The sequence below is a fragment of the Pseudomonas sp. 10B238 genome (assembly GCF_000970615.1).
Lineage (GTDB): Bacteria > Pseudomonadota > Gammaproteobacteria > Pseudomonadales > Pseudomonadaceae > Stutzerimonas.
This window is the reverse complement of sequence record NZ_KQ033932.1, coordinates 192,937-218,854: the sequence shown is the minus strand read 5'-3', so window position 1 is coordinate 218,854 and position 25,918 is coordinate 192,937. Positions and strand designations below refer to the sequence as shown.

The 25,918-nt window shown below is 60.7% G+C and carries 23 protein-coding genes and 1 riboswitch; of the genes, 15 read left to right on the top strand and 8 right to left on the bottom strand.

What is annotated here, in order from left to right; all coding sequences use genetic code 11:
• The first annotated feature begins 60 nt into the window (after positions 1-60).
• Both RT21_RS11155 and RT21_RS11150 read left to right on the top strand, forming a co-directional pair.
• Positions 61-1,011: an alpha/beta fold hydrolase gene (locus RT21_RS11155; protein ID WP_046162802.1), complete on the top strand. Its 951-nt coding sequence runs from the start codon at positions 61-63 to the stop codon at positions 1,009-1,011.
• A 134-nt stretch (positions 1,012-1,145) separates the two neighbouring features.
• Positions 1,146-2,057: an SDR family oxidoreductase gene (locus RT21_RS11150; RefSeq protein WP_046162801.1), complete on the top strand. Its 912-nt coding sequence runs from the start codon at positions 1,146-1,148 to the stop codon at positions 2,055-2,057.
• A 75-nt stretch (positions 2,058-2,132) separates the two neighbouring features.
• On the opposite strand, the gene dauA is transcribed toward RT21_RS11150, so the two are convergent.
• Positions 2,133-3,866 carry a C4-dicarboxylic acid transporter DauA gene (gene dauA, locus RT21_RS11145; protein ID WP_046162800.1) on the bottom strand — a complete coding sequence of 578 codons (1,734 nt, stop codon included), beginning with the start codon at positions 3,864-3,866 and terminating at the stop codon, positions 2,133-2,135.
• Between the two features lie 194 nt (positions 3,867-4,060).
• On the opposite strand from dauA, the gene RT21_RS11140 reads away from it, so the two are divergent.
• A complete protein-coding gene (locus RT21_RS11140; protein ID WP_045429630.1) occupies positions 4,061-4,348 on the top strand; it encodes a PA4642 family protein in 288 nt (95 codons plus the stop codon).
• Between the two features lie 299 nt (positions 4,349-4,647).
• On the top strand, positions 4,648-6,153 hold the full coding sequence (mqo, locus tag RT21_RS11135) for a malate dehydrogenase (quinone) (protein WP_256203889.1): 1,506 nt from the start codon (positions 4,648-4,650) through the stop codon (positions 6,151-6,153).
• Between the two features lie 54 nt (positions 6,154-6,207).
• On the opposite strand, the gene RT21_RS11130 is transcribed toward mqo, so the two are convergent.
• The gene (locus RT21_RS11130) at positions 6,208-6,420 is read right to left on the bottom strand and encodes a hypothetical protein (protein WP_046162798.1); all 213 of its coding nucleotides are present in this window, start codon (positions 6,418-6,420) and stop codon (positions 6,208-6,210) included.
• Positions 6,421-6,582: 162 nt separating this feature from the next.
• Between RT21_RS11130 and RT21_RS11125 the strand changes: the two genes are divergently transcribed.
• Positions 6,583-7,167, top strand: a complete 585-nt coding sequence (locus RT21_RS11125) for a YajG family lipoprotein (protein ID WP_045429625.1) — start codon at positions 6,583-6,585, stop codon at positions 7,165-7,167.
• A gap of 293 nt (positions 7,168-7,460) precedes the next feature.
• Here RT21_RS11125 and RT21_RS11120 read toward each other — a convergent pair whose 3' ends face one another.
• Complete coding sequence (locus RT21_RS11120) at positions 7,461-8,837, bottom strand: DUF1329 domain-containing protein (protein WP_046162797.1); 1,377 nt, start codon at positions 8,835-8,837, stop codon at positions 7,461-7,463.
• Between the two features lie 429 nt (positions 8,838-9,266).
• Between RT21_RS11120 and RT21_RS11115 the strand changes: the two genes are divergently transcribed.
• Positions 9,267-9,545 (top strand): hypothetical protein, encoded by a 279-nt coding sequence (locus RT21_RS11115; protein WP_231107968.1) that lies wholly within the window; start codon positions 9,267-9,269, stop codon positions 9,543-9,545.
• Between the two features lie 25 nt (positions 9,546-9,570).
• Here the strand turns inward: RT21_RS11115 and RT21_RS11110 are convergent, their stop codons facing one another.
• Entirely contained in the window at positions 9,571-10,737 is a 1,167-nt protein-coding gene (locus RT21_RS11110; RefSeq protein WP_046162796.1) for a 1-acyl-sn-glycerol-3-phosphate acyltransferase, read from the bottom strand.
• 198 nt (positions 10,738-10,935) lie between these two features.
• Between RT21_RS11110 and RT21_RS11105 the strand changes: the two genes are divergently transcribed.
• The 4 genes from RT21_RS11105 (at position 10,936) to RT21_RS11090 (ending at position 13,043) form a co-directional block, all read left to right on the top strand.
• On the top strand, positions 10,936-11,118 hold the full coding sequence (locus RT21_RS11105; protein WP_045429615.1) for a CPXCG motif-containing cysteine-rich protein: 183 nt from the start codon (positions 10,936-10,938) through the stop codon (positions 11,116-11,118).
• Entirely contained in the window at positions 11,119-11,379 is a 261-nt protein-coding gene (locus tag RT21_RS11100; protein ID WP_045429613.1) for a putative signal transducing protein, read from the top strand.
• 62 nt (positions 11,380-11,441) lie between these two features.
• Positions 11,442-12,062 carry an SOS response-associated peptidase gene (locus RT21_RS11095; protein ID WP_046162795.1) on the top strand — a complete coding sequence of 207 codons (621 nt, stop codon included), beginning with the start codon at positions 11,442-11,444 and terminating at the stop codon, positions 12,060-12,062.
• Positions 12,063-12,233: 171 nt separating this feature from the next.
• The gene (locus tag RT21_RS11090; RefSeq protein WP_046162794.1) at positions 12,234-13,043 is read left to right on the top strand and encodes a M48 family metallopeptidase; all 810 of its coding nucleotides are present in this window, start codon (positions 12,234-12,236) and stop codon (positions 13,041-13,043) included.
• A gap of 20 nt (positions 13,044-13,063) precedes the next feature.
• Here the strand turns inward: RT21_RS11090 and RT21_RS11085 are convergent, their stop codons facing one another.
• From RT21_RS11085 to RT21_RS11070, 4 genes are all read right to left on the bottom strand, one after another.
• Entirely contained in the window at positions 13,064-13,507 is a 444-nt protein-coding gene (locus tag RT21_RS11085) for an ester cyclase (RefSeq protein ID WP_045429605.1), read from the bottom strand.
• A gap of 84 nt (positions 13,508-13,591) precedes the next feature.
• Positions 13,592-14,179 carry a TMEM165/GDT1 family protein gene (locus RT21_RS11080; RefSeq protein WP_046162793.1) on the bottom strand — a complete coding sequence of 196 codons (588 nt, stop codon included), beginning with the start codon at positions 14,177-14,179 and terminating at the stop codon, positions 13,592-13,594.
• 109 nt (positions 14,180-14,288) lie between these two features.
• Positions 14,289-14,394: riboswitch (yybP-ykoY riboswitch) on the bottom strand.
• A gap of 35 nt (positions 14,395-14,429) precedes the next feature.
• Complete coding sequence (locus tag RT21_RS11075) at positions 14,430-15,428, bottom strand: class I SAM-dependent methyltransferase (RefSeq protein WP_046162792.1); 999 nt, start codon at positions 15,426-15,428, stop codon at positions 14,430-14,432.
• A gap of 57 nt (positions 15,429-15,485) precedes the next feature.
• Positions 15,486-16,448: a 2-hydroxyacid dehydrogenase gene (locus tag RT21_RS11070; RefSeq protein ID WP_046162791.1), complete on the bottom strand. Its 963-nt coding sequence runs from the start codon at positions 16,446-16,448 to the stop codon at positions 15,486-15,488.
• Positions 16,449-16,509: 61 nt separating this feature from the next.
• Between RT21_RS11070 and RT21_RS11065 the strand changes: the two genes are divergently transcribed.
• From RT21_RS11065 to RT21_RS11045, 5 genes are all read left to right on the top strand, one after another.
• Entirely contained in the window at positions 16,510-17,139 is a 630-nt protein-coding gene (locus RT21_RS11065) for a LysE family transporter (RefSeq protein WP_046162790.1), read from the top strand.
• 153 nt (positions 17,140-17,292) lie between these two features.
• Positions 17,293-18,975 (top strand): fatty acid--CoA ligase, encoded by a 1,683-nt coding sequence (locus tag RT21_RS11060; protein ID WP_046162789.1) that lies wholly within the window; start codon positions 17,293-17,295, stop codon positions 18,973-18,975.
• A gap of 187 nt (positions 18,976-19,162) precedes the next feature.
• Entirely contained in the window at positions 19,163-19,819 is a 657-nt protein-coding gene (locus RT21_RS11055; RefSeq protein WP_045429589.1) for a YiaD family glycine zipper/OmpA-like lipoprotein, read from the top strand.
• Positions 19,820-19,971: 152 nt separating this feature from the next.
• Complete coding sequence (locus RT21_RS11050) at positions 19,972-23,676, top strand: CHASE domain-containing protein (protein ID WP_046162788.1); 3,705 nt, start codon at positions 19,972-19,974, stop codon at positions 23,674-23,676.
• 93 nt (positions 23,677-23,769) lie between these two features.
• Positions 23,770-25,911, top strand: coding sequence for a putative bifunctional diguanylate cyclase/phosphodiesterase (locus tag RT21_RS11045; protein WP_046162787.1), 2,142 nt, complete (start codon positions 23,770-23,772; stop codon positions 25,909-25,911).
• Positions 25,912-25,918: the final 7 nt, after the last annotated feature.

Below are 25,918 nucleotides of genomic sequence, written 5' to 3'. Positions count from 1 at the left end.
TTGCTGCGTGGAGGGACTCCGCCTAAGATCACGGACGCTTCTGCACACAAGGACAACAAGGTGAAGATCGTTCTGCAACTGGTGACTGCTGTAGTCGTACTGCTCTTCCTGATCATTGCGGTGCTGGTGGCGCTCAGCTGGGCGCCGCCACGACCGGTCGAAAGCCTGACCGAACGCTGGGCGCCGGAACCGTCCGGATTCGTCGAGGTGTCCGGTATGCAGGTGCATGTTCGTGACGAGGGGCAACGTGATGATCCCGTTCCGCTGGTGCTGCTGCACGGCACCTCGGCGAGCCTGCATACCTGGGAAGCGGTGGTCGACGAACTGAAGCAGCAGCGGCGGGTGATCAGCCTCGACCTGCCGGGCTTCGGTTTGACCGGCCCCTTTCCCGACGGCGACTACCGCATGCGCCATTACGTCGACTTCCTCTCGACATTCCTGGACAGGCTGAACGTGGAGCGAGCAGTGCTCGTCGGCAACAGCTTTGGTGGCCAGCTCGCCTGGGAAATGGCGCTGGACCAGCCTAGGCGTGTTGAGCGACTGGTACTGATCGATGCGGCAGGTTACCCGCGCCAGTCGACCTCAGTGCCGATCGGTTTCAAGCTTGCGGGCATTCCGGGTTTGGCGCCGCTGATGGCCAACATACTCCCGCGGCGGTTGGTTGAGTCCAGCACGCGCAGCGTCTATGGCGATCCAGGCAAAGTGACGCCGGAGCTGGTTGATCGCTACTACGAGCTGACCCTGCGTGAAGGCAATCGTGAGGCGCTGCGCGAACGGTTCAAGCAGGTGCCGGCAGTCGACAATTCTAAGCGGATCGCATCGATCCAGACGCCGACGCTGATCATCTGGGGCGGGCGCGACGGGTTGATTCCGCCGCTCAATGCGCGTCGCTTCAAGGACGACATCGCAGGCAGCGAGTTGGTCATGTTCGACGACCTCGGTCACGTGCCGCAGGAGGAGGCCCCGTCGCGAGTCGCCGCGGCCATCCGGGCGTTCCTGCCGCAGCCCTGACGCTGCTACATCATCCCGCAGCCTTATGTTCGGGCATTCATTCGCGGCCGTTTGATTGTGGACGGCTGTGGCCTCGCCGACACTCGCCACATACTTTGCGACGCATCCAACAATAATCCGCTGGAGGAATTTCCATGAGTGAAGCCATTCGCTTCGAAGACAAGGTGGTCATCGTGACCGGTGCCGGTGGTGGACTCGGCCGCGCGCATGCGCTGCTGTTCGCCCGCCATGGCGCTAAGGTTGTGGTCAACGACCTCGGCGGCAGTGCCCAGGGCGAGGGCGCCAACGCCTCGGCAGCCGATCGCGTCGTCGAGGAAATCCGCCAGGCCGGCGGCACTGCGGTGGCCAATCATGACTCGGTGACCGAGGGCGACAAAATCGTCCAGCACGCGCTGGACAGCTTCGGCCGCATCGATGTGGTGGTGAACAATGCCGGCATCCTCCGCGACAAGACCTTTCACAAGATGGAAGACGCCGACTGGGATCTGGTCTATCGGGTGCACGTCGAAGGCGCTTACAAGGTGACCCGTGCCGCCTGGCCACACATGCGCGAGCAAGGTTACGGTCGAGTGATCTTCACCGCCTCGACCTCCGGTATCTACGGCAACTTCGGTCAGTCCAACTACGGCATGGCCAAGCTGGGTTTGTACGGCTTGACGCGCACACTGGCCCTGGAAGGGCGCAAGAACAACATTCTGGTCAACGCCATCGCGCCGACCGGCGGCACGCGCATGACCGAGGGGCTGATCCCGCCGCAGGTTTTCGAGCAGCTCAAGCCCGAGCTGGTCAGCCCGCTGGTGGTCTTTCTCGCCAGCGAGCAATGCCAGGAAACCTCCGGTCTGTTCGAGGTCGGCGGTGGCTGGATGGGCAAGGTGCGCTGGGAGCGGAGCCTGGGTGCCGGTTTCGATCCGAAGGCCGGCTTTGATGCCGAGGACGTTGCCGCCCATTGGCAGCAGATCTGCAATTTCGACAACGCGGCGCATCCGGCCGACAACATGGAAGCGTTGAAGGAAATGATGGCGAACCTGCAGAAGTACGCCGGTTAAGCTGCTGGCCGCTGCGGTCGCTTGAGCTGCAGAAGCGCCTGGCACGCTTCTGCAGCTCAATGAGCTTTTCTCGTATCAGGCAGCTGGTCCGGCTGCTGCCGGCGCCGGTAACAGGCGCAAGGCTTTTGCCCGAGCCTGGATCAGATTGCGCACGTAATACAGCTGCCCTTCAAGCGGATGAATGCCTGCGCGGCGCAGCTTGAGCCGTAACCGGACATTGCTGCCGGACAGAATCAGTGCAATGCCTTGCTTGCGGTAGTCCAGTAGAACGTTTTCCAGCGCAGCCAGGGCGGTCATGTCCATCATCGGCACGCCGCTGATGTCGACGATGACGATTTTCACGTCTGGATTGAAGCGCCGTAGCACGCTCAAGGCCTTTTCGGCGGCGCCAAAGAACAGCGGGCCACGAATCGCATAGGCAGCGACGTGTTCGGGCAGGTCTCGGAGGACGGGGCTTTGCCCAAGATTCAGGCGGGTGGTGTCGGTCAGCTCGCTCATGCGTTTGATGAACAGCCCGGCCGCGAGCAACAGCCCCACGCCCACCGCCAGCACCATGTCGAACAGGACGGTCAGGCTCAGGCAGGTCAGTAGTACCAACACATCGCTGCGTGGTGCTATTCGCAGTGTCTTGAAGACGTGCGGCGCTTCGCTCATGTTCCAGGCCACCATTAGCAGCAGCGCCGCCAGGGCGGCCATCGGCAGATAGCTGAACAGCGGTGCCAGCCAGAGGATTGCCACCAGCACCACGCCTGCGTGAATGATCGCCGCCAATGGTGAGAATGCGCCGGCGCGCACGTTGGTGGCGGTGCGCGCAATGGCGGCGGTCGCCGTGATGCCGCCGAACAGCGGGGCGACCAGGTTGCCGATGCCTTGCCCCAGCAGCTCGGCGTTCGGGTCGTGGGTGCCGCCGGCCATGCCATCGGCGACCACCGCACAGAGCAGGGATTCGATGGCGCCGAGCATGGCAATGGCGAACGCCGGCGCCAACAGTTGGTGAAACAGCTCGAAGCTCAGCACCAGCGGTTGACCGTCAGGGCCGGGCAACAGCCATGGCCAGGCGAAATCCGGGAGGAACGGTGGAATGCCGGGATGCACCACATCCTCGACCACATAGCTGAAGCGCTCACCAAGCGTGGCGACGGTAAGGCCAGCCGATTCCAGCGCCATTGCGACAATTGCACCAACGACGAGGGCAACCAGATGGCCTGGCACTTTGGGTACCAGACGCGGCCAGACGATCAAGACGCCCAGGCAAAGCAGGCCGACAAGTGCGTCACCCAACTGCGCGCTGGGCAGGGCACGCACCAGCAAGCTGAGCTGCTCCGCATAATGTTGCGGCTGCTCGGTCAGCGTCAGCCCAAATATGTCCTTGAGCTGCAGGGTCGCGATGACGATGCCGATGCCAGCAGTGAAACCAAGCGTGACGGGGTAGGGCACAAATGCGATCAACCTACCGGCACGCAACAGCCCGAGCGCGATCAGGATCAGCCCGGCGAGCATGGTGCAGAGCAGCAACCCGCCGAGGCCGAATTGCTGGGTAATCGGCAGGAGGATGACGACGAAGGCTGCGGTAGGACCGGACACGTTGAACCGCGAGCCTCCGGTCAAGGCAATCAAGGGTGCAGCAACCAGCACCGTATACAGGCCGTGCTGCGGCGCAACACCTACCGCTATCGCCAACGCCATGGCCAAGGGGATGGCGATAATGCCCACCGTCAAGCCGGCCGTGATGTCGCCGCGCAATGCCGGCACTCCGTAGCCCGAACACAGGGTTTGACGCCAGGCAGCGAACAACGGCGGAAGCTTCATCCCAGACACTCCATGTGCGCAAAGCGCCAGTATAAGCACTGGCCATACCGCCGGGCCTGCAAGAACGCAACATCGCGGTTAAATCGCAGATTTTCGTGTACGACCTTGGTCTTATCGGCCTTTGGCGCGTTGAGTGCGCCGGTCGTGCAGAGTAAACTGCCGCCCCCGAAAGGCCCCGTCGAACCGGAGAAACCATGCGTAAAGACAAGAAAAAGGTGATCGGCGAGGAAGTCAGCGACGAGTCGATCAAATTGTTTCTCGAGCCGGAACCGGCTGACGACACGCCGCCTTCGTTGCACAAGCTGACCAAGGCGTATCGCGGTTTGCGGGTCGATGATTTCGAGCGTTTTCTCGGATTCTTTGTCCAAGCCGGGTATGACCTGAATGCGAAGGATGCCAAGGGGCAAGACTTCGTAGCCTTGATCGCGGATCAGCGCCAGGCCGAGCCCTACATCGAGCTGATCGAGGCCGCGCGCGGCTGAGCTCGTCTGTAACCGTCAAGCTTCAAGCATGACTTGGCTGAGCAATCGGCAGCCGCAATAGATTTTCTCGCTGCACGCGTCCCGTAGAGCCCAGGCTAGTCGCCCCGCTCCGGGAAGCAGAGGCGCGAGAGGGAGGAGGCCAAAAGCCGCTCTCCCGACAGCGGGTAGGGGCTTTCGAGTTCTCCTGCCTTCGGGCACAAGCCCGAGCAGCGGTATAGAAACCTCCTCCGTTTCTAGCCGCCAGGCTGGTGGTTCTACATGATCGCGTACTGCGGTCGTGACAGTTTAATGCTGTGATTCTGGAGAACGCGTTAATGACGCAACACGATAGCGAAGCCGTGGATTTGGTGCTGGTGGGAGCCGGCATCATGAGTGCGACTCTGGCAGTACTGCTCAAGGAACTCGATCCCAACATCAGGCTGGAGATTGTCGAACTGCAGGAATCCGGGGCCGTCGAAAGTTCGAATCCCTGGAACAATGCCGGCACCGGCCACGCCGGTCTCTGTGAGTTGAACTACACGCCGGACAGCAAAGACGGCTCGATCGACATCAAGAAAGCCGTCACCATCAATACCCAATTCGAAGTGTCGAAGCAGTTCTGGGCTTACCTGACGGGCCGTGAAGGCTTCGGTAGCCCGCGCGACTTCCTCAATGCGGTGCCGCATCTGAGCTTCGTGCGGGGCACCAAGAACATCGATTACCTCAAGCGCCGTTTCGATGCGCTGAAAACCCATCACGCCTTTGAAGACATGGTCTACAGCGAAGATCGCGCGACCATGGAAGAGTGGATGCCACTGATGATGCCGGGCCGTCCGCTGGACGAGCCGATCGCCGCGACCCGCGCGATGAACGGCACGGACGTCAACTTCGGCGAGCTGACCCGGCAGATGCTGCAGTATCTGGCCGCCAAGCCCGGCGTAAAGATGTCCTACTTCCAGAAGGTCACCGGCCTGGCTCGCGACGGCAAGGGCTGGCGCGTTGAGGTCAAGAACACCCGTGACGGTGGCGGTCGTGAGATCAAAGCCGGCTTCGTCTTCCTCGGTGCTGGCGGCGCAGCGCTGCCGCTGCTGCAGATGTCCGATATCGAAGAAGGTAAGGGTTACGGCGGCTTCCCGGTCAGCGGCCAGTGGCTGCGGTGCGACAATCCGGAGATCGTCAAGCAGCATCAGGCCAAGGTCTATAGCCTGGCCGCAGTAGGCGCACCGCCCATGTCGGTTCCGCATCTGGATACCCGTGTCGTGGATGGCAAGAAGTCTTTGCTGTTCGGGCCGTACGCCGGCTTCACTACCAAGTTCCTCAAACACGGCTCGCCGCTTGATCTGCCAATGTCGATTCGTCCGGCCAACCTCAAGCCGATGCTGGCCGTGGCGCGGGACAACATGGACCTGACGCGCTACCTGATCAAGGAAGTCCGGCAGTCGATGGGCGACCGTCTTGAAACTCTGCGCGGCTTCTACCCTGAAGCTAAGGCAGAAGACTGGCGCCTGGAAGTGGCCGGGCAGCGCGTACAGATCATCAAGAAGGACCCGAAGAAGGGCGGCATCCTGCAGTTCGGCACCGAATTGGTGGCGGCCAAGGATGGTTCGATCGCCGCACTGCTGGGCGCGTCTCCGGGTGCCTCGGTTACCGTTTCGATCATGCTTGACCTGATCGAGCGTTGCTTCCCCGAGCAGGCAAAGAGCGAGGCCTGGAGCGGTAAGCTCGCCGAAATATTCCCGGCGCGTGAGAAGGTTCTCGAAGCCGATGCAGCGGTCTATCGCGAGGTCGTCTCGAGAGTCGACAAGCGTCTGGGGCTGGCCGACTAGCTATCCAGACACGCTGTAAGCAAGCCGCGCTGCCGTTAGGGTTGCGCGGCTTTTTTATGCGTGCGGGATAGGGCCGGAACGCTGCTGTAGCCCTGCTTGAGGCAGGGGCTTGCCGATCCAGCCGAGACGAATTTCCGCTATCTCGACCCAGCGTTCACCAATAGGACGCTTTTTGGCCGTCAGCAGCATGCGGCAGCGATCCTGGTCGTCCAGCAGGGCGTAGTGACGCGGCAGGTGTTGTCGGAACAGGGTTCTGAATAAAGACATGGCCAGGCGCTCGTAGGGCTGCTCGCCGTTATCGCATCCTGAGGTTACGGTTGCATGAATGGAACGTGGCCGGCCTGCAGGCGGTCTTTAGGGCATCACTGTCAGGCGGTTGCGGTGCTGGTTATACTGCGCGCCATCCATCCCTAACCTGGAGTAAGCAGTATGCTGAAACGCCTGTTGTTCAGCCTCGCCGCCGCGTCAGCACTGGTGCTCGCCGGTTGTGCCCACAGTCCTCAACAGCTCGACCCCAATCCCAAACTCACCGATACCATCAATCCCGTCGGCCAAGGGCAACCGGTAGCCGTGCGTGTGGTCGACGGTCGCCCCTCTGCAACCTTGGGCACCCGTGGCGGCCTGTATCCAGAGACCAGTGCGGTGATCGTGCCGAAAGAAAAAGTCATTCCCAAGCTGCAGGCCCAGGCCGAAGCGGCGGTCCGGTTGCTGGGGTTCACTCCGTCGGCCAACGCTTACAACGCGCCGCAACTGACCCTGACCCTAGCTGAACTGAAGTACCAGTCGCCGAAGGAAGGCCTGTACGTTACCGAGGCAACCATTGGTGCGACCTTCCGCGTCGAGGTGCAGAACGGCGGTCGCCGCTATACCGGCCGTTACGGTGCTTCTTTGAACCAGCGCTTCGGTATGGCACCGAATGAGCAGACCAACACCAAGCTGGTAACCGAGGTGTTGAGCGATGCGCTGACCCGCACCTTCCGCGACCAGAATATTGGTCAGGTGTTGGCGCAGTGAGCCGCAACTAGCCCAGACGGTCATTTGCGACAGAATAGAACCCCGCCCTTTGGCGGGGTTTTTGTTTCGCTGACGCTCTGCCGGAGAGCGGTGCGCTTTATGCTTGTTGGCCCAATGCGTAGTAAACGAAGCAAGAGAGCGACGCCCGCTCGGCGAGATTTCCGATGCGAGTTGTTGCCTGAGCAAATCGCGAGCATCGCCTCCTGTAAACCAATCCGAGCGACTGCCCGCCTGTCGAAGGCTGAAAAACAAACGCCCCGAACATGTCGGGGCGTTTGTCTCACCGGTGTGGCTTAGCGCACGCCGGAGTTACGCAGCGCGGCTGGGGTGTACTGGTTGGAGTTGGCCTTGTAGTTGTATACGTAGGGGTTCTTTTCTTCGTTCTTCATGCCCATCACCAGGTAGCGACCGGAGACTAGGTCATACAACGTCTCCATGGCGTACAACGGGACCTGGTCGTTGTAGATGTATTCGGCATGCGCCTCGGCAACGCGCCAAAGCGTATCGCGGCCGTCGTAATGGTCGATCACTGCGGCCTGCCAGGTGTCTTCGTCGATGAAGAAGGTACGCTTGGCATAGATGTGACGCTCGCCGGGCTTCAGCGTCGCCTCGACTTCCCACACGCGGTGCAGCTCATAGCGGGTCAGATCCTGATTGATGTGACCGGCCTTGATGATGTCGTCGTACTTGAGCTGCGGTGAGTCCAGACGGTAGGCGTTGTAGGGGATGTACATCTCCTTCTTGCCCACCAGCTTCCAGTCGTAGCGGTCCGGTGCGCCGTTGAACATATCCAGGTTGTCGGAGGTGCGCAGACCGTCAGAGGCGGTGCCCGGGCCGTCGTAAGCAACCTGTGGGGCGCGGCGCACGCGGCGCTGACCGGCGTTGTAGATCCACGCCATGCGCGGCTCTTTGACCTGGTCCAGGGTTTCGTGCACCAGCAGCACGTTGCCGGCCAGGCGTGAAGGCTCGGTCACCTGTTGCTTGAAGTAGAACAGCACGTTGCCATGTTTCTCGGCGTTGTAGTCGGTCAGGGTGTCGGTGTAGACGACTTCGTCGACGAACTTGACCAGGCTGTAGCTACCGTTCACCTGAGGAGTGGCCTGCGCCACGGTGCGGCGGGCAGAGCCCCCGCGGTAGCGAGTGATGTGGTTCCAGATCACTTCAAGGCCGTCTTGAGGAATCGGAAAGGCCACTGCGGTGTCGAAATTTTCCAGCCCGTTGCCGCCTCGGACCAGCTTGGTCTGGGTCGCGTTCTTCTGGGCTGCGTCATAGATCCGCTGAGGTACGGTAGCGCTGCGGTGGGTTTCGAAGACCGGCAGGCGATAGGTATCGGGGTAGCGCTTGAGCATGGCGATCTGGCCAGGGCTCAGGTTGTCCTTGTACTGCTCGAAGTTCTGCGCGGTGATGGTGAACTTCGGCGTGTCGTTCGGGTAGGGATCGCTGACGAAGCCATCTTCTCCGACTGCCGCTGCATCGGCTGCCAAACCGCCGGTCCAGGCAGGAATGGTGCCGGCCGCGTTGCCGGCTTTCTCGGCACCCATCGGCGTCAGGCTGCTACCCAGCTTGGCCGCTTCGGATTCGGATACCGCAGCTATGGCTCCGCTTGCCAGCACAGCGCTTGCCAGCAAAGAGAGTGTGAGGGCCCCCGTCTTAAACCTGTTCTTATTCATTGTTTGGTCCTGTTGATTCTCGGTAACTGATTCACTGCAAGCGAAGCCGTAAGCGCGGCGCTTGCAGGTGGCGACTTCCACAGAGGAGGTGGCGGGCCGAAGGCCCGGTACATCACGTCAGAGACGCAGTGATCACAAGTTGCCGTTTGCCCGACTCCGCGGCAGTCCCGTCTGGTTGCTCACGCCAGGCGCACGCTCTATTTCGGTTGTTCGAGGCGAGATGAGGGTGAAGCTGGAAGGGACTATAAGTCAACAATCGAGACGGGACCTATCTGCATAAATGGCGCAAATACCCGGCAAATTGCCATCGCTTAGTTGTGTTCCGTTCTGTCGGAAATCGGCTGAGCCGACAATGCCGTTTCGGTAGACTCCGCAGCCCTCAGTTCGGCCGCCCAGGCCTTTATGTTTTCGGCCCAACGGAGAATGCGGTTGTTGCTTGATTTTGATTATTCGGCGCTGGCGAGGGTCGCGCCTCTGGTCAACTCACTGGCCTTGCTAATCGCGCTCAGCGGTGCCTGGCTGTTGCTGGCGACGCGCTGGCGTCGGCAGCTGTCGAGGGCCGAGACCTCCCTTGCGGGTTCTCGTCTCTCTGCTGCTGAGCAGGGTGGCTTGGCAGCTACCCGGCGTCTTGACCGGTTTTTCTATGGCTTTGGATTCAGCAGTCTGGGACTGGCCTGCCTGCTTTCTTCGCTAACCCGGCTGACCTGACGGCCAGTCGGGCTTGTGCTGAGTATTAGAGACTCAAGCCAGCTTTCAATCGATACTGGTTACGCACCGGCATGGCGTATTGCTGGATGAGGTAGGGCTGCTGCACGCTTGGGCATGCCGCGAGGCGCTTGCCCCATTCGGCCTCGGCGCGTTCGATTTCCGCCCGGCTGAACAGCTCGCTGAGCTCGGGTATCGCCAGCGCCGGGTCGCGATGCTCCCACATCCGATGCGCCAGGAAATTTACCGGAAACAGACGGTAGGCCGTCAGGATTTGTCGGTCGATATCGGCCGCCAGCTGCTTTGCATCCTCGGGTACCTCGCTGATGGGTGTACCGAAGCTGACATGCACCCGACCTTTGTAGCCGGTGATGCCGAGGGCGATGCTGGTGTCATCCTCGCCAGGCGCCTTGGTGTAGCTGCCGGTGCTGGCCCGAATGTAGAGCTCGCGTGCCTTGGCCTGATCGCAGGGGTCGTACTCATAGCTGATCGACACAGGCGTCGGACGCAGGGTCGCCAATGTGTCGGAGAAGGGCTCGTCCTTGCGGCTCATGTGCAGCATTTTCAGAATCGCCGAATCGGTACGATCGTCACCGTCCTTGGCCCGCCCTTCGGCCTGGGCAATCCATATTGATTCACCGTCGTTGCGGATCGAGTGGTTGATGTAGGCGGATAGCAGCTGGTAGGCCGCAAGCTTTTCACGTCTACCAGTGACCGAGCGGCGCACGATGAAGCTCTTGTTGAGCCGCATCAGATCGCTGACGAAGGGCCGCTGCAGCAGGTTGTCGCCAATGGCGATGCGCGGCGTGCGCATCTTGGCTTGAAATACCGCATAGTTGACGAAAGCCGGATCCATCACGATATCGCGGTGGTTGGCGATGAATAGATAGGCGCAGCCTGGCCGTAGTTTTTCCAGCCCGGAATAGGTAATGCCATCCGTGGCGCGCTCGATGGTGCGGTCGAGGTACATCTCGATTCGCGCCTGCAGCGTGTCGATCGAGTGGATAGTGGCGAATTCACGTCGCAGTCGTTGCGCTATGAGGGGTTTGAGCATCCAGCCCATTGGGCCGGCCAGCCGCGGGAAGCGGAAGTGCGCCAGAATATCGAGGAATTCCCGGTCGGCGAACAGCCGCGCCATAACAGCAGGGACCTCGGCATCGGCGTAGGGTCGGATGGCTTCGAATTCGTCCATCATGTTCTCTGTAAGGGTAACAACTGAATAAACCCAGTTACTCAAGGGTCAAAGTTAGGTCTGTGGATGCTTAGTCAGGATCACTGCAGGCTTGGATAAAGCCATGCTGCACCGGTCGGGCCCGCGCATAAATGCGCCCTTGGGGGCATCTCTACAGAATCCGGACGGCGATTATAGCGGCAAGTCACGCAGGAGACGCTGATGCTGGAATCACAGGACTACCAATGCCCTTATTGCGGCGAAGGGGTAGAGGCGCTACTCGATCTGAGCGGTGGCGATCAGCAGTACATCGAAGACTGCTCGGTCTGTTGCCGGCCGATCGTATTCGATCTGCGTACCGACGGCAGCGATTGGCAGCTCGATGTGCGGCGGGAGGATGACTAGATGCGGCGGATATACGAGCCGCGTGATCTGCTCGAGGCGGAGATGCTACGCGGCATGCTGCTCGCCGAAGGTATCGACGTGCATCTGAATGGACGACATCTGATCGGCGCGGTCGGCGAGTTGCCTGTGGCCGGTTTGCTCGGGCTGATGGTCGCCGATGGTGAGGCTGATCGCGCGATGCAGTTGATCGCTGCGTACAATGGCGCCGAACCGCTGCCCGGCGACGAGCCGGAAAGCTATCCGGGTGAGCTCATCTGCTGAATGCCGACCGAGTGACGTCGCGGTAGCTGCCTTGACCCTTTTTCCCATCGAGTCCTTTGTTCATGTGTGGCCGCTATGCCCTGTTTCGCTGGAGTCCCGCCTTTGCCGCGCTGCCCGGTTTTCCGTCTGATCAGCAACCGCATTGGAGCCTGGCGCCTGGCGCCTCGGTACTGCTGCTGCGGCAGGTCGAAGATGCGCTGCAGCTGAGTCGCGTGCGCTGGGGGCTGACCCCGGCGTGGCTGAGCGATTTTACCCGCACGCCGGCACAGGCCCGGGCGGAAACGCTGGCCGAGCAGCCGATGTTTCGAGACGCCTTTCGCCTGCGTCGAGGCGTACTGCCAGCGAACGGTTTCTACGAGTGGAGGGGCACGGCACGTAAGCGACCCTACTGGATGACAACGGAAGACTCGCTGATGTATTTCGCCGCGGTCTGGGAGGCTTATCCAGTTGAAGGTCACAGCTACCTCAGTGCGGCGGTGGTGACGCGTCCAGCAGCGAATCAGCGGCGTCCGCTGATGCTGGATCAGGCCGGCATGACCGCCTGGCTCGACCCGCAGACCCCGCTCGAAGTGCTGCAGGTGTTGCTGACCGGACCTCAACCGGCGCTGCGCGAACGGCCCTTGGCGACGTTCGTCAATGATCCCAAACTGGACGCGCCTGAGTGCCTGACTCCAGTGAACTAGGCATTGGCCGCTGCCATCGAAAGGGGACTCTCACGCTGTCAGGCCGGTGCCGACCCGACGTGCCCGATTACCGCTAACTGACGCCTAAAGCAGTGTCTATAAGCTTCCAGTCGGTTGCCCGGTACGCTGCCACGCTCTAGCATACGGCGCAGAATTCACGGGAGACGCGACATGTTCAAGCTGCATTCACTCAGCCTTTTTCTGGCGGCCGCCGCGCTTGCCGGTTGTCAGGCCGTCAACACCACCAGCAGCGGTGCTGTTGGCGTCGATCGCAAGCAATACATGTTCAGCATGCTGTCGACCGAACAGGTCAATCAAATGTATGCACAGTCTTATCAGCAGACTGTGTCGGAAGCGAAGAGCAAGGGTGTGCTCAAAAATAACTCGCCGGTGGCTCAGCGGGTCAATCGAATCGCCAGCAAGCTGATCGCCGAGGTAAAGGCCTTCCGGCCCGACGCAGCCGAATGGGATTGGGACGTAAATGTGATCGACAGTCCGGAACTGAATGCCAACGCCGGCCCAGGCGGGAAGATCATTTTTTATACCGGTCTGATCGAAAAACTTAACCTGACCGACGACGAGATTGCGGCGGTCATGGGGCACGAGATAGCCCATGCGTTGCGTGAGCACGGCCGCGAAGCCATGTCCAAGGCCTACGGTGTGCAGATGGCAACCCAGATTGGCTCAGCCGTCGGGATCGGCGACGGCAGCCTGCAGCTGGCCAATATGGGGGTGCAGTATCTGATGACGCTGCCCAACAGCCGCAGCAACGAAAACGAGGCTGACCTGATAGGTCTGGAACTGGCTGCGCGGGCGGGTTACAACCCTAATGCCGCGGTCAGCCTCTGGCAGAAGATGGCGGCGGCCGGCGGCTCCGCTCCGCCGGAGTTCCTCAGCACCCACCCGTCATCGGGCAGCCGTACGCAGGCGCTGCAGGAAACCATTCCGAAGGTGATGCCGCTCTATCAACCGCGACGCTGATGCAAATGCCGTCGACCCTCTCAGGTTGACGGCAGCGTAATAGGGATGGGGCTTGCCAGGCCCAGCTGGGTTCGGGCGCTTTCCAAGTCGAACAGGGTATTGATTTCCTCGATGTCGCCGCTCGGATTGAGTGTCCATATCGACATCGCGGCGACCGTGAGGATCTTGCCGCTCGGTGCGAGGCCAAACACGGATTTCTCCAGCGTTCCGAACAGGGTGCTGGAGGTCACGACGCGGTTACCTTCGCTGAGGCACTCTTCTACCGCGACCTCCAGGTCCGGAATGGCTTGGCGGATCTCTCGCACGATCAGACCGAAACCGGCACTGTTGACCGGCTGCGAGATGAACGAACTTCTGTAGCTGAAGTAGCGGCTCTGAAGCTGTTCAGCTAATGCCAACCGACCTTTGCTCCAGCTCAGGTCGATATGCTGCCGAACCCGCCGTTTTCGTTCCTCCGGTGACATGCCGCCTACTCCCCTCGAGTGCCGCCAGAATGCGGTGAATGCGCACTCTAACAGCACCCGTAGTGGGGCAATTTGCGCTGCGTATCAGACTGGAAGCCTGCCGCTCAAGCTCAGCGCCTGATACACGGCGTACAGTGCCAAGCCGGCAAAGCCGACGGCGGCGATTCGGCGGATCAGCGTGAGCGGCATGCGATCGGCAGCGAAATTGCCGGCCAGTACCACCGGCACATTGGCGATCAGCATGCCCAGAGTGGTGCCGATAATCACAAGGATGAAGTCGGGGTACTGGGCGGCAAGCATGACGGTCGCGACCTGCGTCTTATCGCCCATTTCTGCGAGGAAGAACGCGATCAGCGTCGCCACGAAGGGGCCGAAGCGTCGCCCGCGAGAAGCTTCTTCTTCCTCGAGCTTGTCGGGGACCAGCGTCCACAATGCGACGGCGGCGAAGGAAGCGGCGAGAATCCAGCTGAGTACGGCGGGTGAGACCAACGATGAAACCCAGTTGCCGATGGCGCCGGCAGCCGCATGATTGACCAGCGTAGCCACCACGATGCCCCAGATGATGGGTAGCGGTCGCCGGTAGCGGGCAGCCAGCAATAGCGCGAGCAACTGCGTTTTGTCACCGATCTCGGCGAGGGCGACGATCAGGGTGGGGATATAGAACGATTCCAACGGACTTCCTTGCGGGGGCGGGTCGACTAATCACCATGACACGCACCGCCTGCCCGCCCCGGGTCAGGTGTACGTGTCATGGGTCTTGTCAAACCGAGCGCTGCTGCCGAAGCAGCCTGCGCGGGTCGCGTGCGCCATGGTCTGTGGACCAAGTATGTTGACGCATGCCGGGCGGGCTGGGTGCTCGCCGGAGACTACTCCCCCAGGACGGGCGCGAGTTTGCCCGCGCATGGCGCGTTGTGCAAGTCGGTCAGGCACGCTGCGCGCGGTAAATGCGGAAGCCGTCAGCAGTGATCATCGTTTCGCAGCGACCCAGATGAGCTTCGATCAGCGGGGAATACTTCAGAAATGCATTGGCCACCAGCCTTAGCTCACCACCGGGCCGAATGTGGCTGGCGGCACGTTGCAGCAATGCTTCGCTGGCCTCGTAGTGGGTGTGTACACCCTGGTGAAACGGCGGGTTGCTGACGATCGCCGCGCAGTCTTCTGGAGCGGCGTCGATACCGTCGCCAGCTATTACCTGAGCCTGTAGCCCATTGGCGGCGAGGGTCATGCGACTGCTTTCGACAGCGAACGCATCGACATCCAGCATCACCACTTCGCTCTCTGGATAACGTTTTTTCAGTGAGGCGCCAACGATGCCCGCGCCGCAGCCGAAATCCAGCAGCTTACCAGCGGGCAGTCCATCGAGTTGATCCAGCAACAGGGCGGTTCCGCGATCGAGACGACCGTGACTGAACACGCCTGGCAAGCTGATGATCTGCAGCGGTCCGTCCGCAAGCGAGAGCTCGAAGCGTTGAGCCAGGGTCGGCAGTTCTGGGGCCGGCGGGCTGTTTGTGACCTTGACCTGCCAGAGCTGGCAGTGCCGCGCACTATCGAGCTTCCGCGCTTCGCCGAATGGGGACAGTTGCTTCGCGGCGCGCTCCACGCCAGCACGTTTCTCACCCAGTAGATACAGCAAACGGCCCGGCAGTCTGGCAGCCAGTGCATTCAGCAGGTAGTCGGTCAGTTCTCGTGACTTGGGCAGAAACAGCACGGCACTATCGAATGGGGCCGTGGGCGGTTCGACACCAAATGTGCAACGACCGGCGAAACGAGTCTGCAGGCTGTGCTGTACTCCGGCGTGCCAGCTCCAGCCGATGGCGCCCGGTAACTGTCCAAGCAGATCGTCAGCCGGTAGCCCGGCGAGCAGCAGGTCACCACTGAACAGTTCAGCCTGGCGCAGCAGTACTTCGCTTCGAGGATCCATGATGCCTCCGGACAAAAGCTGGCGAGCTTACCAGCCTTGTCCCCGGCTGCAGAAGCGTCAGCCCACCTGACGCTTCGGGGTACCAGCGAAGAAGGCTTCGGCATTCTCACGCAGCTGGCCCACGATGCGCTGTCTGGCTTCGCGACTTCCCCAAGCACTGTGGGGCGTCACGATCAGGCGTGGCACGTCTGCTGCCAGCAGCGGGTTATCGTTGCTGGGTGGTTCGCTGATCAGCACATCCGTGGCGGCACCGCCCAGGTGGCCGCTACGCAGGGTGTCTGCCAGCGCTTGCTCGTCGATCAGACCGCCACGGGCAGTATTGATGATAAATGCCGTAGGTTTCATGAGCTGCAGTTCGCGAGCGCCGATGAGGTTGCGTGTCTGCTCGGTGAGCGGGCAGTGCAGGGTCAGGGCGTCAATCTGCGGTAGCAGCTCGTCCAGCTCCAGCCGGTCCGGGCGAGGCGGGCGCCCGGGCAGGTTGCCGACCAGCACACGCATGCCCAGCGCTTCGGCGAGCTTGCCCACGGCACCTCCCAGTTCACCGTGACCGAGCACGCCGAGGGTCTTGCCGGCCAACTCGATAATGGGAAAATCCAGCAGGCAGAACTGCCCGCTTTCCTGCCAGCGGCCACGGGCGACGGCGGCTTGATAATCGGGTAGTCGTGTGGCCAGCGCGAGCAGTAGCATCAAGGTGTGCTGCGCCACGGTGGCCGTGCCGTACGCTTGGCAGTTGCAGACGGCGATCCCTCGCTGCTTGGCAGCAGCCAGATCAATGTTGTTGACACCGGTAGCCGCTACCAGAATCAATTTCAGGTCCGGGCAGGCGGCGAGCGTGGCATCGCTCAAGGCAACCTTGTTGACGATGGCGACTTCAGCGCCCAGCAGTCGGTCGACGATTTGCGTTTCGCTGGTCTGCGTATGGCAGGTCAGCTCAGCAAAGGCGGACTGCAAGGGGGCCAGGTCCAGATCGCCCTGATCGAGGGGGGATAAATCGAGGAATACAGCGCGGTACTTGCTCATGGACTTTACTCGTATGAATCAGTGGGCGAATGTTCCGCCCTGGGAATAACGGAGTCGCTAGATGTACTGGATCGAATTTCTCACCGTGGCGCTGGTTCACTTGCTCGCTGTCGCCAGTCCTGGTCCGGACTTCGCGGTCGTCGTGCGTGAAAGCGTGGCTCGCGGTCAGCGCAGCGGCAGTTGGACGGCCATCGGTGTAGGCAGCGGCATCTTGCTGCACGTGGGTTATTCATTGCTCGGGATTGGGCTGATCGTCTCGCAGTCGATCATGCTGTTCAACCTGTTCAAGTGGTTAGCGGCCGGCTACCTGTTCTATCTCGGTTTTCAAGCACTGCGGGCCAAGCCCGTCGCGGTCGGCAATCTTGCATCATCCACCTCCAGTGTTGCGCTTCCTCGACGTCGCGCTTTTACCGTTGGGTTCGTTACCAACGGCTTGAATCCCAAGGCGACATTGTTCTTTCTGTCCCTATTCACCGTGGTTATCGACCCCCATACCCCGCTCGCCGTTCAGGCGGCCTATGGGTTATATCTGGCATGCGCCACTGGGTTGTGGTTCTGCCTGGTGGCCTGGTTGTTCAGCCGAGAGCGCGTGCGGGCCGGTTTTGCTCGCATGGGGCACTGGTTTGACCGCGTCACGGGCGCTGTATTGATTGGTCTTGGCGTTCGGCTGGCGGCAAGCGAGATCGCCTGATCGGCCGAGCCTGTCCTTGCGTGAAGTTTTTCTCCGCAGGTTGAACAACTGTGCAGCCAGATTTCCGAAGAGGACAACGGTACGGCCAGGTCGCGCTAGCGGCCTGCGCCAACAGCTAGCGAGCGTCTCATAACATCTATAACAGGAAGCCCTATGTTGCAGACACGAGTGATCAAACCCGCCGCCAACGCCTACCAGTACCCCCTGTTGATCAAGAGCCTGCTGTTGTCGGGGCAGCGCTACGAGCGCACCCGCGAGATCGTCTATCGCGATCAACTGCGTTTCGACTATCGCACCCTGGGCGAGCGCATTGCTCGGCTTGCCAACGTGCTGACCAACGCGGGGGTAAAGGCGGGCGACACGGTGGCGGTGATGGATTGGGACAGCCATCGCTACCTCGAATGCATGTTTGCGATTCCGATGATCGGGGCGGTGGTGCATACCATCAACGTGCGGCTATCGCCCGAGCAGATTCTTTACACCATGAATCATGCTGAGGACCGCTTCGTTCTCGTCAATAGCGAGTTCGCGCCGCTGTACCACGCAATCGCCGGGCAGCTGACAACGGTCGACAAGACATTGCTGATCACCGATGCCGACGACAAGCACTGCGATTTGCCGAACTGCATCGGTGAGTACGAGAGCTTGCTGGCGGCCGCCGAGGCCAAGTACGACTTCCCGGACTTTGACGAAAACTCGGTGGCGACCACGTTCTACACCACCGGTACCACCGGTGACCCCAAGGGCGTCTATTTCACGCACCGTCAGCTGGTCCTGCACACGCTGGCCGGTGCGGTGACGGTTGGCTGTCGCGAGAACCCTCAGCTGATGGCAGCGGGCGACGTGTATATGCCGATTACGCCGATGTTCCACGTGCACGCCTGGGGTTTGCCCTATGTGGCTACGATGTTGGGTCTCAAGCAGGTTTATCCGGGGCGCTACGATCCGGAGCTGCTGATCGAGCTCTGGCGTCGAGAGAAGGTCACCTTTTCTCATTGCGTACCGACCATCGTGCAGATGCTGCTCAAAGCCAAGGCGGCGCAGGGCACCGACTTCGGCGGCTGGAAGATCACCATCGGCGGCAGTGCGCTCACCCGCGGCCTTTACGAGTCGGCTCGGGCATGTGGCATGCAATTGGTAGCGGCCTATGGGATGTCGGAAACCTGTCCATTGATTTCCGGTGCCCATATCAACGACGAATTGCGCAACGCCAGTGAAGACGAACAGACCACCTACCGCCTCAAGGCCGGGATCCCGGTGGTGCTGGTCGATGCAGCAATCCAAGCGGCTGACGGCAGTTTTCTTCCGGCCGATGGCGTGTCTCAAGGTGAACTGGTGCTTCGGGCCCCCTGGCTGACGCAGGGCTATGTGGGCAATCCGGAGAAGAGCGAAGAGCTGTGGGCGGGCGGTTGGCTGCATACCGGTGACGTGGCCACCCTCGACGAAATGGGCAACATCGACATTCGTGACCGCATCAAGGACGTCATCAAGACGGGCGGTGAGTGGATTTCATCCTTGGCGCTGGAAGGTCTGATCAGTCGGCACGATGCCGTGCGCGACGTGGCGGTGGTAGGCGTGCCAGATGAGCGCTGGGGCGAACGACCCTTCGCCTTGCTGGTGCTCTGTGAAGGCAAGCAGCTAGACGCGCGCGCATTGCAAGCGTTCCTTGAGCCAGCGGTTGAGCAGGGGCAGCTCAACAAATGGGCGATTCCGCAGCAGATCGCCGTCGTCGAGGATCTTCCCAAGACCAGCGTCGGTAAGCTTGATAAGAAGCGTATCCGTTTGGACATCGCACGTTGGCTGGAAGACGGTAGTAGCGCCATCTCTTCGGTGTAGGTTTGGCTGTTCTGGCTCGACTAGTAGTCGCCTCGGGGCGAACCACGGTCGAGCTTGGCTTCCTGTGTTTGAGCTCACGGCTTCGTCGGGACGTTCCGGTTCTGCGGGCGGACGGGTGTTACTCTAGCGACGAATTTCCAGCCTGTGCGTTCGGCAGGTTGGCGTCCCGTAGATGAAGGAAGTAAACATGAAATCGATCAGTAACCTGACCGCACTTGCCGCCACCCTTGCGCTGCTGGTTGGCTGTACCAACAATCCTTATACCGGCGAGCGCGAAGCTGGCAAGGCCGGCATTTATGGCGGCATCGGTGCGGTCAGTGGTGCGGTAATCGGCGCAGCAACCTCTAGCAAAAAGGACCGTGCCAAAGGCGCGTTGATCGGCGCCACCGTCGGTGGGGCCGCTGGCGGAGGCTATGGTTACTACGTCGATACCCAGGAAGCCAAGTTGCGCCAGACGTTGCAGGGCACAGGCGTACAAGTGCAGCGCCAAGGCGATAACCTGACGCTGATCATGCCCGGCAACATTACCTTTGCAAGCAATTCAGCTGACATTTCCAGTAGCTTCTACCCAACGCTTAATTCACTGGTTCAAGTGTTCAAAGAGTTCAATAAGAACGGTGTCGACATCATCGGCCATACCGACAGTACCGGCTCGCAGCAACTGAATCAGGACCTTTCAAATCGCCGCGCGCGTAGCGTTGCCAATTATCTGGAAGGCAACGGCGTGCCCGGTTCACGTATCTCATCTTATGGTGCCGGCTCGAGCCAACCGATCGCCAGCAACGATACCGCTGCTGGGCGCGCACAGAACCGCCGTGTAGAGATCAATCTGCGCCCGCTGTAAGCGGCTAAGCGCAAGCGAGACTGCCAGGGCTCGCTTGCGTCATTTGGGTGGCGTCAGCTTTACGGCTGATTGTCGCTTCTATTGAACCTCTGAACGATCTACGACTCTGAAGCTTGTGACAGCGAGCCATGTAGTGGCACTGAGGAGGTCGAATGGATGATCGTTCCGCTCTCCATTCTCGTAAGCCTTGGCTGCCATTGGTAGTGACGCTGGCCCTGATGGTAGGGCTCGGAGGATGGGTTGGCTGGCAATGGCATGTTCAGGAAATGCGAGTGCGCGCCGAGCAGGCCCAGCGATTCAATCTGGCGGTCAATGACGTTGAAAGCACTCTGCGTGAGCGTATGCGCGCGTATGAGATGGTTTTACGAGGCCTGGCGGGGCTTTTCGTCGGGAGTGATGCGGTCAGTCTGCAGGACTGGAATCGGGCTTCCGACCAGCTTCAGCTCCAGGATTTCTACCCCGGCATCCAAGCCATTGCTCTGGCCCGCTATGCGCGCGCAGAGAACCTCAGCGTTCTGCTCGCGAAGATTCGCGAGGGAGGGCGTGATTTCCGCATCTATCCCCGGGGTGAGCGCAGCGAATACCTGATCGTGGATTACATCCATCCGCTTGATTGGCGTAACCGTCGGGTGCTGGGTTTTGACATGCTAAGTGAGGAAACGCGCAAGCAAGCCGTGATGGCGGCGCGCAACATCGGCACTCCGATGCTCACCGGCCCGTTGCGGCTCAAGCAGGAAACCGAGCAGAACGCGCAAGTAGGCATTCTGTTGTATCTCCCTCTTTACCGGGCCGGCGCCCCCATCACCACGTTAGAAGAACGCCAGGAAGCCTTTGCCGGAACCCTTCACGGTGCCTTCCGGCTAACTGACTTAATGGAGGGGGTGCTGGGTTCGCGCAGCAAGCTGTTCCAATTGCAGCTGTTTGACGCCGCCGCCCCAGACGAGCCCTTGCTGGTCGGGCGAGCGCCGGTGAGTAGCGACGCCAGCTTCCATCGCACCCGCAACATCTACATGTATGGCCGTAGCTGGCAGCTGGAAGTTGCCAGCACACCGGAATACGAAGCCATCCTCAACCGGGTGGGCCGGGCCTTCAATCTGGCTGCTGCGCTAACTGCAGCGGTGCTGTTTTCGCTGTTGATCGGCGGCTACCTGTATTTGCGTGAACGGGCTTTGCGCAACAGCCAGACGCTTGGCGCGCAACTTCAGGAGCGCGAGGCCTGGTTTCGCCAGCTGATTGAGCAGCTGCCAGTGGCAACTGTGCTTTGCAGTGATAAAGGGCGGATCGAACTGGCCAACCAGAGTGCCGCTACGCTGCTTGGTAGCAGTGCTGGCCTGCTCGCTGGCGAGCGCCTCAGTCGCTACGTTCCGGGCGCCCTTGACGAGACCGTGAGCGGGCCACAACTTGAAGCCGATCAGCGGGAAAGCCAAGCGTTGCGCGAAGATGGCTCGCCGGTCCCGGTTTCGCTCAGTCTGACCAGTTTCAAACGCGACAAGTCCGTTCACCATCTGCTCAATCTGGTCGACCTGCAGCAACGCAAGCGGGACGAAGAGCGTTTCCGTAATGTGGTCGAAGCCTCGCCAAACGCCTTTGTGCTGTTCGATCATGACGGCCGAATCGTGATGGTCAACCGCCAGACTGAGCTGCTGTTTGGTTACAACCGGCAGGAGCTGCTAGACCAGCCAGTCGAGATGTTGATTCCGGAGTCGATGCGCAAGACCTACCTAGAAGTACGGCATCGTTTCGGTCAATCCCCTGAGTCGCGTCGGCTGGGTGAAAATCGCGAGCTTTTCGGACGCCACCGGGATGGTCATCTCGTGCCTGTTGAAGTTGGCTTATCGCCACTGCGTAGCGGGGATGAGCATCTGGTGCAAGCTGTGGTGACCGACATCGCTCATCGCAAAGCTGCAGAGCGGCGACTGCGCGATCAGGCTAACGAGTTGATGGTTGCCAATCGCTACAAGTCCGAATTCCTCGCCAACATGTCGCACGAGCTGCGCACCCCGCTGAACAGCATTCTTATCCTCAGTGACCAGCTGAGGCAGAACGCTGCGAGCAACCTGACCGAGAAGCAGGTCCGTCATGCCGACATCATTCATCGGGCCGGTCACGATCTGTTGCAGCTGATCAACGATGTACTCGATCTGGCCAAGATCGAGGCTGGGCATATGCAGATTAAGTCGGAGCCGCTGGACCTCGGCGAGTTGCTGGCGGAGCTGGTTGCGAACCTCGAGCCTATGGCCGCCCAGAACGGGCTGACCCTTAAGGCCCGGATCGACGAGGGAGTTCCTGCTTCGCTGGTGAGTGACCGGGCCCGGCTGCAGCAGATTTTGCGAAACCTGATTACCAATGCTCTGAAGTTCACCGAGCACGGCTCCGTTGATATACACGTGTCCAGCCAGCAGGCTGAAAGCGCTGTCGATACAGAAATGCTGCAGATCTGCGTAACCGACACCGGCATCGGTATTGCCGAGGATCAGCACGAACGAATCTTCCAGGCGTTCCAGCAGATCGACGGCTCCATCAGTCGGCAATACGGCGGCACCGGGCTGGGGCTGGCCATAGCGCGTCAGCTTGCAGAAGTGCTCGGTGGTGGAATCCGGCTTAAAAGCGCGCCGGGCCAGGGCTCGAGTTTTACGGTCGAACTGCCCTTGAAAGTTGCCGCAACTCCAGAAATCCGCACGCTGCGGCCGCTGCAGCGGCGTGGCCAGGGTGGCGGTCTGCTGATTGTCGAAGATGACGCCGATTTCGCCTCGGTAGTGGCCGAGGTGGCCCAGTCCCACGGTTTCTCCAGCGTTATCTGCGGGACCGGACAAGAAGGGCTCGATGCGCTAGCTCAGGACGATTTTGCAGCGGTGATTCTGGATGTCCTGCTGCCTGACATCAGCGGTTGGCAGGTCCACCGGGTGCTGCGAGCCGACCCCAGGCACCAGGACACGCCGGTGTACATCATTTCCTGCGTGCCACAGCCGCAGGGCTGGTCGGATGACGGCTCACGCTACCTGATCAAACCCGTGGCTCAGTCGGAACTGGAACGCCTGTTTGTCGATCTGTCGCAGCAGGAAGGCAATTCGACGCGGCTGCTGCTGGTGGAAACCGAGCCGGATCGGCGCCGTCAGCTGCGGGAGCATTTCGAGCGGCTCGGCTACCGCGTCAGCGAATGCCAGCGCAGTGAAGAGGCCCGGCTGGCCTATGCTGAGCACAGCTACGCGGTGCTGTTCGTCGACTTCGACCTCCCCGGCGAAGACGGGCTCGACTTGCTGGACGCACTGGACCGCCTGCGGCCCCTGAAAGACGTCAGGGTGATCCTGACCAGTCGCGAGGCGTTATCGGAAAAGAATCTGCAGCGGCTTAAGCGTTATTCATCAGTTGCGTTGTCCAAAACAGAAGGAATGGAGCATATGGAAGATGCACTGAAGCCCGACGGGGTAGTTGCTGCAGCGTGGGCAAGAGAAGAACTGGAGCATCCCCTTTTGGGGCAGCGGGTACTATTGGTCGATTCGGACGTGCGGGCGATTTACGCCATCAGCGCCATGCTTGATGAGCAGGGGCTGCAGGTGGTGCCAGTCACAACCAGTTCCGAGGCGCTGGAGCGCTTCGATCAAGATGCCTTTGATCTTGCGCTGGTGGACCTGTCCATGCCGGATAATGGCGGTCCCGAACTGATCCGTCAGCTCAGAAACGACTATGGTTGTCAGGTGCCGATTGTGGCAATGGCGGTTGGCACTGACACGGCTGTTTCGGAACAGAAACTCCCGGCCGGTGCCGACGATATCCTGTTCAAGCCGGTCGACGGCACCAGGCTGGCCAAGCTGCTGCGGCGTCTGGAACGTAGTGATGGCCCTCATGCAAGTCCGTAAGGAGAAATGTGTGACGCATCGTTCAAGCCGAACTGGCGTCCCTGTCGACGTCGGTAGCGGAAGCCAAATCATGCTGTGTCGGGGGCTCGGCTGATGGCGTGGTCGCAACCCCAATCAAAGCCTCGGACCCGCACATTGCTGGTCGTCGATGATCGCGAGGCGAACCTGGTGGCCATGGAGGCCCTGCTCGGCGATGGCGACTGGCAGGTCCATACGGTTAATTCTGGTGAAGCCGCGTTGCAGGCGTTGCTCGATCTGGACGTAGAACTGGTGTTGCTGGACGTCCAGATGCCAGGCATGGACGGATTCGAAGTGGCGCGCCTGATGCGCGGCAGTCCGCACGCACGCTACACGCCGATCATCTTCGTATCGGCCATTGCGCATACGCGTGAGTCAGTATTGCGTGGTTACGCGACGGGTGCGGTGGATTTCATTCTCAAGCCGTTCGATCCGCAGGTGCTCAAGCACAAGATCAATACGTTGCTCAGCCATGAGCACAATCGGCGTGACTTGCAGCTGCTCGGCCAGCAGCTCGACAGTGCAAGGGCGTTTAACGCTTCCGTACTCAATAACGCTGCCGAAGGCATTCTGGTAGTGGGGGAGGATGGATTCATCAACTTCGCCAACCCGGCGATCGCCAAAATGCTGCACACCCGTGTCGATGATCTACAAGGTACCGCGCTGATCAAGCATCTGGCCTCGCCGCAGATGCCACAGGCCTGGCGTGATACCGATTTCTACCAACATTGGCGTAGCGGCAATACCTATCGTCTTCATGAGGCGCAGCTGTTCACTGCCAACGGAGACACGCTGCCAGTAGCACTGTCTTCATCACCGCTGCCTCGTCAGCAGCGTTCAATGGTCGTGATCGCCCTGGACATGTCGGTGGTGCGCAGCTTGCACGTGCAGCTGGAAACCCAAGCTGTAACCGACTCGCTCACGGGCCTGCTCAATCGTCGCGGTTTTCATCAGGCGCTGGATTCGGCTTTGGCGCGGGTCGATCGCAACGGCAAGCGCATGGCCATCCTCTATATCGACCTTGATGGTTTCAAGCGCATCAACGATTCGCTGGGGCACGATGCCGGCGACGAGATTCTCTGTCGCGTAGCGCGCGTATTGGAAGCCTGCATGCGTCCGTACGACATCATCGCCCGAATGGGAGGTGACGAGTTCACTGCGTTGCTGGACTCTCTGGATCATCCAGAAGATGCCGCCAGGGTGGCGGAAAAGCTCATAGAGTTAATTTCGGTTCGACATACCATCGACGGCACGGATGTCACGCTCGGTGCCAGTATTGGCATTGCGAATTTTCCGGATTGCGGCCAGAGCGTCGAAGAGTTGCTTCGCTCGGCGGACATGGCCATGTACGAGGCCAAACGCAACGGCCGGCAGCAATATCGCTTCTTCTCCGGTGAGATGAACGGGCGGGCCCACGCGCGCCTGATGATGGAAGAAAACTTGCGTAGCACCATCGAGCGCAATGGTTTCGCTTTGGCCTATCAGCCGCAGGTCGTGCTCGAGACCGGTGAGCTGCGTGGGTTCGAGGCCTTGCTGCGCTGGAATTACGCCGGGCGCGGTTCGGTGGAGCCGAGTGTATTCATCCCCTTGCTGGAAGAAACCCGGCTAATTGACCGGGTCGGCGAATGGGCGCTGCGTGAAGGCCTGGCCCAGTGCCGCGACTGGCGTGAGCGATTCGGCGACAAGCTGGTGCTGAGCTTCAACGTCAGCCCGGTGCAGTTCCGGCGAGCCGGATTGATCGACGAGTTGCGCCGGCTGCTCGATGAGTATCAGCTTGATCCCCGACAGTTGGAGCTAGAGGTCACCGAGGGCGCACTGATGGAGGACCTGGAACAGAGCTGCGACAAGCTTCGTCAGCTGCGTGAGCTGGGGGTCAGGGTGGCGGTAGATGACTTCGGCACCGGTTACTCATCGCTGGCTTACCTGCGCCATTTCGATCTGGACACGCTGAAGATTGATCGATTGTTCGTCGCCAACATGCTCGATTCGCCCCGCGATGCTGCAGTGGTCAGCACCATTATCGATCTGGGGCGAAACCTGGGACTGGAGGTGATTGCCGAGGGCGTTGAAACGCTGGCCCAGCGCGAGTGGCTGATCGATCATGACTGCCACGTGATGCAAGGGTTTCTGGTTGCGCCAGGGCTGGCCGTTGAGGACGCTCTGGAATTTCCGCGAACAATCGACTGGCTAAATCTTGAACATCGACCGGCCGGCTAGTGCCGGC

What these genes read in the sequence shown, in the direction of transcription:
- RT21_RS11150 (WP_046162801.1), top strand. Translation starts at nt 1,146, where the DNA reads ATGAGTGAAGCCATTCGCTTCGAAGACAAGGTGGTCATCGTGACCGGT.
- dauA (WP_046162800.1), bottom strand. Translation starts at nt 3,866, where the DNA reads ATGAAGCTTCCGCCGTTGTTCGCTGCCTGGCGTCAAACCCTGTGTTCG.
- RT21_RS11140 (WP_045429630.1), top strand. Translation starts at nt 4,061, where the DNA reads ATGCGTAAAGACAAGAAAAAGGTGATCGGCGAGGAAGTCAGCGACGAG.
- RT21_RS11130 (WP_046162798.1), bottom strand. Translation starts at nt 6,420, where the DNA reads ATGTCTTTATTCAGAACCCTGTTCCGACAACACCTGCCGCGTCACTAC.
- RT21_RS11125 (WP_045429625.1), top strand. Translation starts at nt 6,583, where the DNA reads ATGCTGAAACGCCTGTTGTTCAGCCTCGCCGCCGCGTCAGCACTGGTG.
- RT21_RS11120 (WP_046162797.1), bottom strand. Translation starts at nt 8,837, where the DNA reads ATGAATAAGAACAGGTTTAAGACGGGGGCCCTCACACTCTCTTTGCTG.
- RT21_RS11110 (WP_046162796.1), bottom strand. Translation starts at nt 10,737, where the DNA reads ATGATGGACGAATTCGAAGCCATCCGACCCTACGCCGATGCCGAGGTC.
- RT21_RS11105 (WP_045429615.1), top strand. Translation starts at nt 10,936, where the DNA reads ATGCTGGAATCACAGGACTACCAATGCCCTTATTGCGGCGAAGGGGTA.
- RT21_RS11100 (WP_045429613.1), top strand. Translation starts at nt 11,119, where the DNA reads ATGCGGCGGATATACGAGCCGCGTGATCTGCTCGAGGCGGAGATGCTA.
- RT21_RS11095 (WP_046162795.1), top strand. Translation starts at nt 11,442, where the DNA reads ATGTGTGGCCGCTATGCCCTGTTTCGCTGGAGTCCCGCCTTTGCCGCG.
- RT21_RS11090 (WP_046162794.1), top strand. Translation starts at nt 12,234, where the DNA reads ATGTTCAAGCTGCATTCACTCAGCCTTTTTCTGGCGGCCGCCGCGCTT.
- RT21_RS11085 (WP_045429605.1), bottom strand. Translation starts at nt 13,507, where the DNA reads ATGTCACCGGAGGAACGAAAACGGCGGGTTCGGCAGCATATCGACCTG.
- RT21_RS11075 (WP_046162792.1), bottom strand. Translation starts at nt 15,428, where the DNA reads ATGGATCCTCGAAGCGAAGTACTGCTGCGCCAGGCTGAACTGTTCAGT.
- RT21_RS11070 (WP_046162791.1), bottom strand. Translation starts at nt 16,448, where the DNA reads ATGAGCAAGTACCGCGCTGTATTCCTCGATTTATCCCCCCTCGATCAG.
- RT21_RS11065 (WP_046162790.1), top strand. Translation starts at nt 16,510, where the DNA reads ATGTACTGGATCGAATTTCTCACCGTGGCGCTGGTTCACTTGCTCGCT.
- RT21_RS11060 (WP_046162789.1), top strand. Translation starts at nt 17,293, where the DNA reads ATGTTGCAGACACGAGTGATCAAACCCGCCGCCAACGCCTACCAGTAC.
- RT21_RS11055 (WP_045429589.1), top strand. Translation starts at nt 19,163, where the DNA reads ATGAAATCGATCAGTAACCTGACCGCACTTGCCGCCACCCTTGCGCTG.
- RT21_RS11050 (WP_046162788.1), top strand. Translation starts at nt 19,972, where the DNA reads ATGGATGATCGTTCCGCTCTCCATTCTCGTAAGCCTTGGCTGCCATTG.
- RT21_RS11045 (WP_046162787.1), top strand. Translation starts at nt 23,770, where the DNA reads ATGGCGTGGTCGCAACCCCAATCAAAGCCTCGGACCCGCACATTGCTG.